At 46.2% G+C, this 14,027-nt stretch carries 11 protein-coding genes; 1 reads left to right on the top strand and 10 read right to left on the bottom strand.

What is annotated here, in order from left to right:
• Positions 1–10: 10 nt before the first annotated feature.
• The 7 genes from polA to MHI06_RS09745 form a co-directional block, all read right to left on the bottom strand.
• Positions 11–2,665, bottom strand: a complete 2,655-nt coding sequence (gene polA, locus MHI06_RS09775) for a DNA polymerase I (protein ID WP_340401330.1) — start codon at positions 2,663–2,665, stop codon at positions 11–13.
• Positions 2,666–2,902: 237 nt separating this feature from the next.
• Complete coding sequence (gene phoU, locus MHI06_RS09770; RefSeq protein WP_017689478.1) at positions 2,903–3,562, bottom strand: phosphate signaling complex protein PhoU; 660 nt, start codon at positions 3,560–3,562, stop codon at positions 2,903–2,905.
• Positions 3,563–3,625: 63 nt separating this feature from the next.
• Entirely contained in the window at positions 3,626–4,381 is a 756-nt protein-coding gene (gene pstB, locus MHI06_RS09765; RefSeq protein WP_340401329.1) for a phosphate ABC transporter ATP-binding protein PstB, read from the bottom strand.
• Between the two features lie 228 nt (positions 4,382–4,609).
• A complete protein-coding gene (locus MHI06_RS09760; protein WP_340401328.1) occupies positions 4,610–5,761 on the bottom strand; it encodes a methyl-accepting chemotaxis protein in 1,152 nt (383 codons plus the stop codon).
• Positions 5,762–5,913: 152 nt separating this feature from the next.
• On the bottom strand, positions 5,914–6,642 hold the full coding sequence (locus MHI06_RS09755) for a response regulator transcription factor (protein WP_062833557.1): 729 nt from the start codon (positions 6,640–6,642) through the stop codon (positions 5,914–5,916).
• Between the two features lie 114 nt (positions 6,643–6,756).
• On the bottom strand, positions 6,757–8,577 hold the full coding sequence (locus MHI06_RS09750) for an ATP-binding protein (protein ID WP_169478694.1): 1,821 nt from the start codon (positions 8,575–8,577) through the stop codon (positions 6,757–6,759).
• A gap of 48 nt (positions 8,578–8,625) precedes the next feature.
• Positions 8,626–8,973, bottom strand: coding sequence for a cupin domain-containing protein (locus MHI06_RS09745; protein WP_340401327.1), 348 nt, complete (start codon positions 8,971–8,973; stop codon positions 8,626–8,628).
• A gap of 352 nt (positions 8,974–9,325) precedes the next feature.
• On the opposite strand from MHI06_RS09745, the gene MHI06_RS09740 reads away from it, so the two are divergent.
• Positions 9,326–10,885, top strand: coding sequence for a histidine kinase N-terminal 7TM domain-containing protein (locus MHI06_RS09740; protein WP_169478696.1), 1,560 nt, complete (start codon positions 9,326–9,328; stop codon positions 10,883–10,885).
• Between the two features lie 258 nt (positions 10,886–11,143).
• Here MHI06_RS09740 and MHI06_RS09735 read toward each other — a convergent pair whose 3' ends face one another.
• From MHI06_RS09735 to icd, 3 genes are all read right to left on the bottom strand, one after another.
• Positions 11,144–11,569, bottom strand: coding sequence for a hypothetical protein (locus tag MHI06_RS09735; RefSeq protein WP_169478697.1), 426 nt, complete (start codon positions 11,567–11,569; stop codon positions 11,144–11,146).
• Between the two features lie 135 nt (positions 11,570–11,704).
• A complete protein-coding gene (gene mdh / locus MHI06_RS09730; RefSeq protein ID WP_340401326.1) occupies positions 11,705–12,646 on the bottom strand; it encodes a malate dehydrogenase in 942 nt (313 codons plus the stop codon).
• 15 nt (positions 12,647–12,661) lie between these two features.
• The gene (gene icd, locus MHI06_RS09725) at positions 12,662–13,954 is read right to left on the bottom strand and encodes an NADP-dependent isocitrate dehydrogenase (RefSeq protein ID WP_036609828.1); all 1,293 of its coding nucleotides are present in this window, start codon (positions 13,952–13,954) and stop codon (positions 12,662–12,664) included.
• Positions 13,955–14,027 lie beyond the last annotated feature (73 nt).

The raw sequence follows: 14,027 nt of genomic DNA, 5'->3' as shown, positions 1-14,027 counted from the left end.
AGTACATGATTTATTTTGCTTCGTACCAGTTATCCCCAAAGCTGACTTCTGCTTTCAGCGGAACAGACAGTTCCAATGCTTTTTCCATAACAGAAGGTACTAGTTCTTTCATTAGTTCCAATTCATCCGCAGGCACTTCGAATACAAGCTCATCGTGCACCTGAAGCAACATACGGCTCTTCAAATTGCGTTCCCGCAGCGCTTCATCCATCTGTACCATAGCCAGCTTGATGATATCTGCAGCTGTTCCCTGAATAGGTGTATTCATCGCCGTACGCTCTGCGAAGGAACGCAGGTTGAAGTTACTGGCGTTAATCTCTGGCAGGTAGCGACGTCGCTCCAACAACGTTTTGACGTAACCATCCTGGCGAGCTTCCTTCACAATGTCATCCATATATCGGCGTACACCCTGGAAGACTTCAAAATACTGATCAATAAACTGTGCAGCCTCTTTACGCGTAATGTGCAGGTTCTGGGACAAACCATAATCACTTATTCCATAAACGATACCAAAGTTAACTGCCTTGGCGGAACGACGCATATCTCCATCCACATCCTCAGGCTTCACGCCAAATACATCCGAAGCGGTCTTCGTATGAATATCCATATCGTTGACAAATGCTTCCTTCAAGCGCTCATCGTCCGAAATGTGGGCCAGTACACGCAGTTCAATCTGGGAATAGTCTGCTGCCAAAATAGACCATCCAGGCTCGGAAGGAACAAATACCTTCCGGATTTTGCGACCTTCCTCCATCCGAATCGGAATGTTCTGCAAGTTCGGGAACTGACTACTAAGTCTTCCTGTTGCAGCAATGGTCTGACGGTAATACGTATGCACCTTGCCATCCCGATTGGAAATCTCTTTAAGTAATCCTTCCACATAAGTGGATTGCAGCTTGGCAAGCTGACGATATTGCAGAATATGCTTGACCACATCATTATAAGGGGCCAACTTCTCCAATACTTCAGCATCTGTGGAATAGCCCGTTTTTGTTTTCTTCACCACCGGCAAGCCCAGTCTATCAAATAAAATCTCACCCAATTGCTTCGGTGAATTCAGATTAAATTCCGTTCCTGACAACTTGTAGATCTCAGCCATCAACCTGCCGATCTGCTCTTCAAACTCACTACCCAAAGCCTGCAGATCAGCTGTATTCGCCTTAATTCCCTGTTTCTCCATGTCTGCCAATATGCGTGACAACGGCATCTCCAGTTCATGGAACAGCGAATTCATCTCATCGGTTTCAAGCACCTGCTCCTGAAGTGGAATAATGGCTGCTACTGCAGCAGCTTTACGGCATAGGAAATCCCCCAGTATCTCCACTTCCGGCACCTTGTACTTAGCCCCTTTGCCCATAACCGTGTCATCCTCTACGAGCGACGGCAGACCATACTTGGTCGTGAGTCCACTAATCGTCTGATTGGATTCCGTTGGATCAAGCAAATACGCTGCCAGTTGTACATCGAATGACGCACCTGCGAATTCAATGCCATGCGCATGCAGGGCCAGGTCTACACGATGAAGATCATACCCGCGCTTAGGCTGCTCTGAATTACCAAGCCATGCCCGCACTGGAGCCGCAGCCTCGGAATGAAGCAATTCGGGAGATATGAACGTATACGTTCCAGCGGAACCTACAGCAAGTCCAATCAATTTCGCTTGGTGCGGGTTATCCCCATGTGTCTCCACGTGGAGCACATCAATGGAATCCAGAGAACTGAACAGCTCACTGATGTTGTCCTCTGTTGCAATGGAAGATTCCACCTCGGCAGCAGGAACCGCTTCCTGTTCCGAACCGATGCTACCACTGAACGACAGGCGTTCGAGCAAAGATTTGAATTCCAGCTTGGCCAATGCAGGGCCAGCATGTTCTTCTTTTAATCCGGCGAATTGCATATCCTCCCACGTCTGCTCCAGTGGAACTTCCCGGTGAATCGTCGCGAGTTGTTTGCTCATCCGGGCATCTTCGGCGTGGGCCTCAATCTTCTCCTTCATTTTGCCTTTCAGTTCACTTGTGCCATTCAACACATCTTCTACCGATCCGAACTGGTGCAAAAGCTTCAACGCTGTTTTCTCTCCAACCCCGGGAATGCCTGGAATGTTATCGGACGCATCGCCCATCAGACCCTTGAGATCAATGATTTGCAACGGCGTCAGACCATAGCGCTCCTTAATCTGAGCAGGATCATACAGCTCGATATCGGTTACCCCTTTACGCGTCAGCCCGATATGTACATGTTCGGAGGCAAGTTGCAGCATATCTTTGTCACCCGATACAACGAGCACCTGTCTGCCCGCCTCATCTGCCCGTTTGGTTAACGTTCCGATGATGTCATCCGCTTCGAATCCAGCCAGCTCAAACTGAGCGATGCCAAGTCCTTTCAGCAGTTCTTTGAGCAACGGGAATTGCTCTGACAATTCTGGTGGTGTTTTCTCCCGGCCGCCCTTGTATTCCTGGTACCCTTCGTGGCGGAACGTGATTTTGCCTGCATCAAAAGCGACCATAACATGTGTAGGCTTATGCTCTTCAAGCAGTCTCAGCAGCATCGTGGTGAAGCCGTATACCGCATTGGTATGCAGACCTTTCGAGTTGGTCAGTGGCGGCATTGCAAAAAACGCCCTGTAAATAATGCTATTTCCATCTATGAGAATAAACTTGTCCATTCCAGCACCTCGCGTATCATATGGTCAACCTTTTCAAATTACATCTACTCTCATGATACCATACCCACCTGTCACATCAAAAAGAATAGCCATCTTTTCACTTCAGTTTTACCCGCAAAAAAAGAACCTTCTCCATAGACAGCTGTACACAGCCTACCTGAGAGAAAGTCCTTTTCCATTCATATGATTCCATTACTTAATCAGCACTGATTCCCCAATTCCATAACAATGCTCTTCCTATTGATTCAGATCCGGACGTTTACCTGTCACCAGGTATACCGTACTCTCACCAATGTTGGTTGCATGATCACCAATACGTTCAATGTAACGTCCAACCATCATCAGCAACATAGCCTGAGAAGCCTGATTCGGATGCTCCGTCATTAACGTGTAGAGATCACTGATCATGTGACTGTACAATTGATCGACCTGATCGTCCGTTTGAGCCATTTTATAGGCCAGGTCTGTGTTTTCTTTCAGGAAAGATTCGATGGATTCATCAATCATGGATTTCACGATTTCTGCCATTTGCGGAATATCCACCAGAGGTTTAATCAGCTTCTGTCCATCCATCCGAAGGGTTACCTTCGCCACGTCGAGCGCGAGATCTCCCATACGCTCCAGATCACTGGAAATTTTGAAGGCAACGATAATACGTCTGAGATCCTTCGCCACCGGTTGTTGTGTGATGATCAGTTTGGAGCCAAGTTCCATAATCTTGTCTTCAAGGGCATTCAGATTCGCATCATTCTTGATGATGACCTGAGCTTTCTCCGCGTTCATCGTCTGCAGACTCTCAATGGCACCATCCAGTGCCGCTCCTACATGTTCACCCATTTGCTTGAGCAAGGTACGTAGTTCTTCAAGCTCCTGATCAAATTCTTTTCTGCGAATCATAGATTTCATGTCCTCCTTATCCATCATCTCCGGGTATGCCGGGATCGTTGCAATTCAGCTCGCTTAACCGAACCTTCCGGATATATAATCCTCGGTCCGGGAATCTTGCGGTGTGGAGAATAACGTCTCCGTATCAGCTGCCTCCACCACTTCACCATTCAGGAAAAATACCGTGCGTCCAGATACCCGTGCCGCTTGGTGCATATTGTGGGTAACCATAACGATCGTGTACTTGTGATGCAATTCCTTCACCAGTTCCTCAATCTTCAATGTGGAGATCGGGTCAAGTGCCGATGTCGCTTCATCCATTAGCAGAACGTCAGGCTGGACAGCCAGCGCACGTGCAATACAGAGACGCTGCTGCTGTCCGCCGGACAGACTAAGTGCCGACTTTTTCAATACATCCTTCACTTCATCCCACAGTGCCGCATGGACAAGACTCTGTTCCACCAACTTATCCAGTTCAGCCTTTTGGGTTACCCCGTGCAAGCGCGGTCCATAAGCCACGTTTTCATAGATGGATTTTGGGAAAGGATTCGGTTGTTGAAACACCATGCCGACCCGTTTGCGCAGTGTCTCGACTTCAATCTCATTACTGTAAATATCGGATCCATTCAGCATAACCTGTCCTTCCACACGAACTCCCGGAATCATGTCATTCATCCGGTTCAATGTGCGAAGCAATGTCGATTTACCGCAACCTGACGGCCCGATGAACGCAGTAACGGTTTTTTCCGGCAGATCCATCGATATATTTTTAAGCGCGTGATGCGTATCATAGTATAAATTAAGATTTTCAATGTGAATGAGGTCCTTCATGGATGTTCACTTCTCCTTCGCTGCAGGGACACTGAAACTCCCTTTACGTTGAGACCGATGCTGATAATCATTCATCGCTGCTCGGCCATCTTTAATATCCTACCCTTTCATTGTAAAAACAGTATCACTTTCATGTTAACGGAATGTAAAAAGACATCCTTAACCTTCATGATCTGCTTAATGGATCAATCTGATTCCTGATGCCTGCCTTATTGATTTGCTTATATATCACTCGTTATCCGAAACCATCTCATCCAGCCTCATGCGTATATGCTCTGCGACTTCTCCAGCTTTCCCGCCTTCCATGGCGATCTCCTCTGCTATCCGGGACAGATCTCTCACTGCATTGTTCAGTTGCCGGAACATTGCTCCTCCAGAGGTCACATGCACCGAACTATCGTCAATCTCGGTTCCGCTTGCCTTAACCAGCTCTACCGTCTGAAGGGTCAAGCCACCAATATTCTCAAGCAATGAAGACATGTTGCCTGCAACTTCACGGGTCTGTTTCGCGAGCGCGCGGATCTCCCCTGCAACAATCTGAAAGCCTCGTCCATATTCACCCGCATGAGCTGCTTCGATGGAAGCGTTCAGGGCAAGGAGGCCACTCTGATCTGCCAGGGATCGAATGGAATGTGCCATGCCTGAGCCTGTTTTGATCGAATCCAGCATGTAATCCGCATGTTGACCTTGGCTATCCATATGCTGATGTACGCGGTTATAGGAAGCATCGACGTGCTTCAAACTCTCTTCTCCATGCTTCGATAATGCCATGATCTCACGGGCTTCATGTACAGTCTGATTAGCCGCTTGTACCAGCTTGGTGACCGCATCATTGATTCTGGATATCTCTTGTCTGCTCTCGGTAACCGTACGTACGCGCTCTGCCGAAGAAGCCTGTTGCAGTGTGCGGGAGAGAGACATTACGTCACGCATTGTCAGCACACCGAGCAGTCTGTCTTGTTCCGTAACGAGCAGACAGTCGTAGAAATGCTGTTCATTGCGTCCAAGTGCAATATCAATAATCGTTGTGGCTTCCATATGAATATCCGCAATAACCGGAGATACATTCGCTACTTGTATGACCGGTTTACGGTAGAATAGATCTGCCGCAAAACGACCATTCAACATCCGATATAACGTCTCTCGCATTAATAATCCGGTCGGTTTCATCTGCTCATCACATAATACGATGCACGGGTGCTCCTGATCCTGATTCATCATGGTCGCCGCTTCTCCACAGGTCGTATGGACCCCGGCGACAGGAACCTGACGATAATAGTGATGCAAATGGATTACAGGTTCTACGACGATAACAACCGTTTCTTCATTATGTAAAACAACAACAGGCTGATCGGGTTTCACTTCGAGCAACATGGGCATAAATGCGCAATCTCCTTTACGTAATACCTCCGTCTTGAGGTGGGTTATGTAGGTACAAAGTATCACTCAGATAAGTCCATGCTACTCCCTCTACGTAAAGAAAAATCTTCCTTTATGTTAAAAGAACGTAAAATAAAACTCCCCGATCATTGCTAACTTGAATGATGGGGAGTTTTTCTTTTGACAACCAATTTATATCCTACACCGCGAATGGAATCAATGTGAACCGATTCCGGGTCTAATTCCAGCTTTTTACGTAACGAGCTGACGTGAACGTCTACGGTTCGTTGACCCCCGATATAATCGAAGCCCCACACCGCGTTCATCAGATCATCCCTTGTCAGCACCACACCCGGCTTTTTGGCCAAATATAGCAGTACTTCGAACTCTTTTGGACGCAGACTGATGGATTGTCCACCCAGTGTCACTTCATACTTCAGAGGATAGATCTCCAGCTCTCCCAAAATAATTCGTGAACCATCCTTGTCCTCAGGCTGTGGTAAATCTTCACCATTGGAATAACGTCTTAATACTGCATCCACTCTGGCTAATAACTCCGATACACCAAATGGTTTGGTAATATAATCATCGGCACCCGATTTCAGTCCCTGTACAACCTCGGCTTCACCGGTCTTCGCCGTCAGAATGATAACTGGTGTACTGACACCCTGAATTCTTAACTTGTTCAGTATATCCAGACCATTCATACCCGGAAGCATCAGATCCAGTAAAATGAGATCAAATTCCTGAGACAAGGCCCGGTCATATCCTGCAGATCCGTGATCCTCAGCTGTAACGTCATAACCTTCTTGTGTCAGGTTATACGTGAGTAATCTTGATAATGTAGGTTCATCTTCAATAACTAGCAAACGCTGTGCCATGATACCCCTTCTCTCTTCATAGGTTGTCTGTTGCCACAACACTTTTTCTATCATAGCACTAATTTGTTAACGCTGTGTAAAACAATACATACTTTTTACATTGATACCTGGCACCTACATCTCTTCATCTTGAATGAATGGAAGAATCACACGGAACGTTGTCCCCATGCCCAATTCACTCTCTACAGACAATTTGCCATGATGTAATTCCACCAGATGTTTCACGATGGAAAGCCCAAGACCCGTGCCTCCGGAATTACGGGATCTGCCTTTATCGACGCGATAGAATCGTTCGAAGATTCGCGGCAAATCTTTTTTCGGTATGCCAATGCCTGTATCCGACACCGCAAACACAACTTCATCATCGTTATCCATCGTCACCTGCAACTTCACCCGTCCACCCTCAGGGGTATAATTGATTCCGTTGGATAAGAGATTGATGAATATCTGCTTCATCTTGTCCTCATCTGCTTCAATGTACAGTTCTTCCGGAACATGCATTTCCAGACGAATCTGCTTTTTCTCCGCCACTTTGGATAAGGTGCCCAGCACCATTTCAAAGAAAGAATGCACATGAACAGGGGAGCATTGCAGCGGCGCGCGTTTGGATTCAATTTTGGATAACTCCAGAATATCCCCGATTAATCGATTAAGTCGATCTCCCTCATCATAGATGATTTTCAGGAATGAGCGCTCCGTCTCCTTATCCTGCACCCCTCCACTAAGCAACGTTTCGGCAAACCCTTTGACCGCAGCAACAGGTGTCTTGAGTTCGTGAGAGACATTCGCAACAAACTCACTACGCATCGACTCCAGTCGACGGATCGCTGTCACGTCCTGCAAAAGGAACAACATGCCCCGATACCCGCCATCATCTTCGGACATCGGTACCCCGTCAATGCGAATCAGTTTTTCCTCCGGGTTGAACACACTCACTTCTTCATGCATCCGCTCTTTAAGGGCAACACTCTCTTCAATGGTGCGGGTTAGCTCGTAGTGTCTCTTCAGTTCAATATAAGGCTTACCTGTAACCTTACCTGCCTGAATACCCAGCATACGCTCCGCTTCCCGATTAACCAGTGCAATGGATTGGCCTGCATCAATCATGACAATGCCTCCGGTCATATTCGCCAAGACACTCTGTAACAGCGCCTCATTGTCACGGATCGTCTTCAGCTGAGACTGCAAGCTGTCTGCCATTCCGTTTATCGCAAGCCCCAGCTGTCCGATCTCATCTCTACGCGTGACATCCACTCTCGCATCGTATTCCAGCTTGGTAATTCGATGGGCCACTTTCGTAATATGCTCAATCGGAGAGGTTAATCCGCGTGCAACCCGATAACTGACAAACGCGACAATCAGGAACAGCAGTCCAAGTGCAGCAAACATGATCATCCATCCACGCTGAAGACCCTGATCCACAGCCTGCAAACTCATGGATAGACGGATGTAGCCATCAAATTTGCCGCTCGGAATTTCAATCATGTCACTTTGATCCGAATTCACAGGTAGTGCCACGTACAGCATGTCCTGTCCTAACGTTTCACTATAACGTATAGACTGCCCGTATCCATCCCCAACAGCACCATTAATCTCCTCCCGGTTCAAGTGGTTATCCATCGATGCCGGATCACTCTCGGAATCTCCGATGACCGTGCCATCTTTATTGATGAAGGTTACCCGCGAATCCGTCAGACGATCCAATTCCAGCGCTCGATCTGAATAATATTTTCGTGTTGCTTGCGAGGTTGGATCACTTGCATCATGGAATGGGAAGGTTGCTTTGAGCAAATTAATTTCACGCACCATCGTTTGCTCCAGTGCGGTAGTATGTGTAGTCTTAAACACTCTGCCCATCGTATATCCAGCCACAATGACGGATACACCGATCAGCACCATCATTATGATGGCAAGGCGAATTCGGAACGGTCTCATCTATCTCTTCCTTTTATGATCAGATTAATTAATATCTAATGACTCACGCTACAATGAATCCAGTTCAATTCGGTCCCCACGGGTACCAGGATTGGAAATCACGAGAAATTCCACTTCTTCGTCGCTCCGGTTCATCATCTGATGAGGCTCTCCCGGAGGGATCTCTATTCCTTCATGGGTTTCGAGCACGAACGTTTCTCCATTAAGCTCCATACAGGCTTCACCGCTGAGGATGAAAAAAAACTGACGGCTTATCGAATGATAATGTCGGATTTCAGCCGTTCCTGCAGGCATTCGTTCATGAATAATGCTGAGTGTTTCATTTTGAACGAGGTGCCAACCATCGCACTTCCCGCCCCATATATAATGTGCTGCATTTTGTTTGCTCATTTTCATATGACTGTCCCCCCGAAGTAAACTTGCTCGGTCTATCATATCACAGATGACATGGTGACCATTCCCATCCATCAGGAAACATATCGATATGGACTACGTTCAACTCTATACAGGGCTAATCCTAAAATATCATGGTTGTATGAAGACTGATCCCGACTTTTGTAAAAAGAAGACATAGATATTTGATCTTCATCGATTTACCGAAAATTCGAAATTTATTCGAAATTAGACTGTTTCATGATACAAAGTGTATTCCTATGCTGCTTGGGCTGATGTACAATGTACAGTATACAGATATGCTTTAACTATCATTACAGGCTTGATCATTCTAACCTGACATGGAGACCTGACAATGGAATCGCACATTAATTCATATATAACACTTGTAGCCACTTCAGCCGTGCTGAATGTCTTTTTGTGTTTATATACCTATTTCAGAAGATCCGAAATCCCAAGTGCCAAAGTATTCATTCTCTACACTGCAGCACTCTCCATATATACCTTCGGGTATGCCATTGAGCTGGCCAGCAACACGCTGGAGCAAATGAAGTTTTGGACCACCGTGGAGTATATAGGCATGCCCTTCTCCGCATCTCTTGGTCTCATCCTGATGATAAAATATACCGGAAGAACGTTATCCAAAAAGGTAACTGCCGCGCTGTTTGTAATCCCTTCCATTACGCTATGTATGGTAGCAACCAATGATTTTCATCATCTTTTTTATAAAAAAGTATGGCTAAGAGAAGATAGTCCCGTACCCCTGATGGATATCGCAGTAGGCCAATGGTATGTTGTACACGGTGCCTTCACGTTCTCCTGTTTGTTGTGTGCCTGCCTCATTCTGATTGGGCAATGGAAACATACCAAGAAGATGTATCGTCGTCAGTTACTTACTCTGATTACTTCACAGATTATTCCCATGGTCGCAGCTTTCCTGTATTTGCTTGGTTTGACGCCAGGCGGGATGGACCCTGTACCGGTGCTCATGTGTATCACATCTGCCATGTACATCTGGGCGATTCTATCCTCTCGTCTCCTGACCATCGTGCCGATCGCCAAGGACAGTATTTTCGAGAGCATGCGTGAAGGTGTTATCGTACTGGATAGCTCCAATCGTCTGGTCGATTACAACCGATCGATGCGTGACATGTTGCCAGAGATTAATCCGACCATGATCGGCCGACCCTTGGATGACATATGGCTTAACCTTGCTGGAGAGACTTTTCCGGTTGAATACGGCAGGGAAGGATTGCAAATGGATCTGTACTGGCAGTTAAATGGAGAGACCGTATGTTATCAGGTCAGGACATCTTACGTTTTTAACAAGGATGCACAGACTGTGGGTAGTCTGATTATGCTTATCGATATCACGGAGCAACGTTTCTTGCAAGAACAACTGAAGCAACTGGCTTATTTCGATGGTCTGACCAAAATTTACAATCGCACTCAATTTTTGCATAAAGGTCGGGAAATTTTAAGTGAAGCTCACCTTAATCTACAACCTGCCTCATTTATTTTATTTGATATTGATTACTTTAAACGTATCAACGATACGTACGGGCATGATGTTGGCGATCAGGCCATCATTCATGTTGTCTCCGTCTGTAACCGTTACCTGAACCCTGAGATGTTGTTCGCACGTTATGGAGGAGAAGAGTTCGTGATTGCTCTTCCGAATACCTCACTTCAGGAAGCCGAGAAACTTGCAGAGCAACTAAGAGTTGCCTTGTTGAATGAACCGCTCGATGTTCAGGGAGCCCCTATTACGCTGACCTCAAGCTTTGGTATTGCTCAGTACAATGGAGGTGCGGATTCGCTGGAGTCCTTGTTACGCGACGCTGACACTGCCTTATACGAGTCCAAGCGCAATGGTCGGAATGCAGTTCGTGTCCATGCTGTGAGTACAGTCTAACCAATACAGACCGTGTCTGATGGGATATGTATAGTGATATGTTTGATAGCCAGCGCTGTAACTCCATTTCACATACCCTGACTATCGACCTCATCATCGCAACAACTAAAACAGACAGCCCAAAAGGCTGTCTGTTTTTCATTTGTTAACGTAAAGACCATCTACATATCATCGAGCTTGTCCTTATTACGTGTGCAAACGCTTAAGATACCGCTAACAATACCTATCTTAATGATGAATTAACCGTGCACAACGTGCTTAGATCACCTGGCTATTCACCATCAGGTACACCATGATTAGCAAGAATACAGCCAAAAGTGTACTGAACATACGGATCTTGCTCTGTTCTGCCCCTACATCACGCTTGTTTTTCACACCTTCTGCAGCGAGCCGCAGCGGTTTACCCATAATTCCTCCAATAGCCGCAATAGCCAAGAGCAGAACGACAACAACAGCCATCCAGATATGAGAATACTCACCTTTTGTCATCAGGTAACCTCCTGTAAGAAGTTGGATCACAAGTCCATATTGCGCGACTTTGTTCAAAGAACGAAGCGACGCAAATGCTCCCTCTTGTGCTGCAGCATTCAAAGTACGGATTTTACCGACCACGAATGGCAGAATCAGATAGAATCCCATCGCCAGTGCTCCAACAATATGAAGCAGATACATAATCATTCCCAAAATTTTCATCCTCCTCAACATTTTCGGTGTGCTATACATCACATCCCATTATACTGGGGAACTTATCCAAAGAAAAGAAAACCTCCGGGTTTACCGGAGGTTTTCTCTCTGTTTCTGTTCAAAAAGTTTTCAAACTTACAGGTTTACTACCGAAATGACGTTGCGAACCGAATCAGCTGATTTGTCCAATCCTGCTTTTTCTTCTGCGGTCAGTTCAAGTTCGAATATTTTCTCAATGCCGTTACCACCTAGAATGGTTGGTACACCGAGGAACAGATCATTGTAGCCATACTCACCTTCAAGATAAGCGATCACTGGAATGATGCGTTTCTTGTCCTTCAAAATCGCTTCGGTCATCTGAACGATTGAAGCCGCCGGTGCATAATATGCACTGCCGTTACCCAGCAAATTCACAATCTCGCCACCGCCAACACGTGTGCGCTGAACGATGGATTCGATGCGGTCTGCCGGAATCAGCGTATCGATCGGAATACCACCTACACTCGAATAACGAACGAGGGGTACCATATCGTCTCCATGGCCGCCAAGAACGAATCCACGAACATCTTCAACAGATACATTCAACTCTTGCGCAATGAAGGTGCAATAACGTGCTGTATCCAGAACACCTGACTGACCGATAACACGGTTTTTAGGAAAACCCAGGGTCTGATAAGCTGCATAAGTCATCGCATCCACCGGGTTGCTTAGAATAATGACGATGGAATCAGGGCAATATTTTTTCACATTTTCACAAACGGACTTCACGATACCCGCATTCGTATTAACCAGATCATCGCGGCTCATACCCGGTTTACGGGCGATACCAGCCGTGATGATTACAATCTCAGAACCTGCAGTATCTTCATAGTTGGAAGTACCGACGATATGACTGTCAAATCCTTGAACCGGACTCGCTTCCATCATATCGAGTGCTTTCCCCTTCGTCGGGTTCTCCAGTTGAGGAATATCAACCAGTACAACATCCCCGAGTTCCTTTTGGGCAAGCATCAATGCGGTCGTAGCTCCGGTAAACCCGGCGCCGACTACTGTGATTTTTTTGCGCTGAATAGTCAAGATTCACATCTCCCCTTACAGGTTTTTAATGATTTGATCAGCGAATTCAGAACATTTCACTTCAGTAGCGCCGTCCATCAGACGTGCGAAGTCATACGTTACTGTTTTATTGTTAATGGATGTTTCCATACCTTTGTAGATCAGGTTAGCGGCTTCCTGCCATCCCAAGTGCTCAAGCAACATTACGCCGGACAGAATAACGGAACCCGGGTTCACGACATCTTTGTCCGCGTATTTAGGTGCAGTACCGTGAGTCGCTTCGAAGATAGCATGTCCTGTTACGTAGTTGATGTTCGCTCCAGGAGCGATACCAATTCCGCCAACTTGTGCAGCAAGTGCATCGGACAGATAGTCACCGTTCAGGTTCAGGGTTGCGATTACATCGAACTCGCCTGGACGAGTCAATACTTGTTGCAGAGCGATATCGGCAATCGCATCTTTCACGATGATTTTACCAGCATCTTCAGCGGCTTTTTGTGCTGCATTCGCTGCATCTGTACCTTCGTTTTCTTTGATGATGTCGTATTGTGCCCATGTGAATACTTTGTCAGCGAATTCTTCTTCAGCCACTTCGTATCCCCAGTTTTTGAAGGCACCTTCGGTAAATTTCATGATATTACCTTTGTGTACCAATGTAACCGTCTTACGGTTATGATCAATTGCGTACTGAACTGCTGCACGTACCAAACGTTTCGAACCTTCGGAAGAAACTGGTTTAATACCAATACCGGAAGTTTCAGGGAAGCGAATTTTGTTAGCACCCATCTCTTGTTGCAAGAACTGGATTACTTTTTTCACTTCTTCAGAACCTTCAGCATACTCGATTCCTGCATAGATATCTTCCGTATTCTCACGGAAAATGACCATGTCTACCAGCTCAGGACGTTTTACCGGAGAAGGTACACCGTCAAAATAACGAACAGGACGCAGGCATGTGTACAAGTCAAGCTCTTGACGCAAAGCTACGTTCAGAGAACGAATACCGCCACCAATTGGCGTAGTCAATGGTCCTTTGATTGCTACGATATACTCGCGAATGGCTTCAAGCGTATCATTCGGCAACCACTCACCGTATGTATCGAATGCTTTTTGTCCAGCAAACACTTCATACCATGCAATTTTTTTGTTGCCATCGTATGCTTTTTCAACAGCTGCATCCAATACACGTTTGGAAGCTTTCCAGATGTCACGGCCTGTACCGTCACCTTCGATAAATGGAATGATTGGGTTACTAGGTACTTGAAGTGTACCGTTATCAATTTGAATTTTTTCGCCTTCAGTTGGGTGAGCAAATTTTTCTAATTTCATAGTTAAAATTCCTCCTAGGTTTTGTATATGCAGTATTCATCATACCACTAGTCTTGTTGAAGGAAGGGTCCCG

Source organism: Paenibacillus sp. FSL H8-0079, from assembly GCF_037991315.1.
Classification (GTDB): domain Bacteria; phylum Bacillota; class Bacilli; order Paenibacillales; family Paenibacillaceae; genus Paenibacillus.
This window is presented reverse-complemented; position numbering and strand designations above follow the sequence as displayed.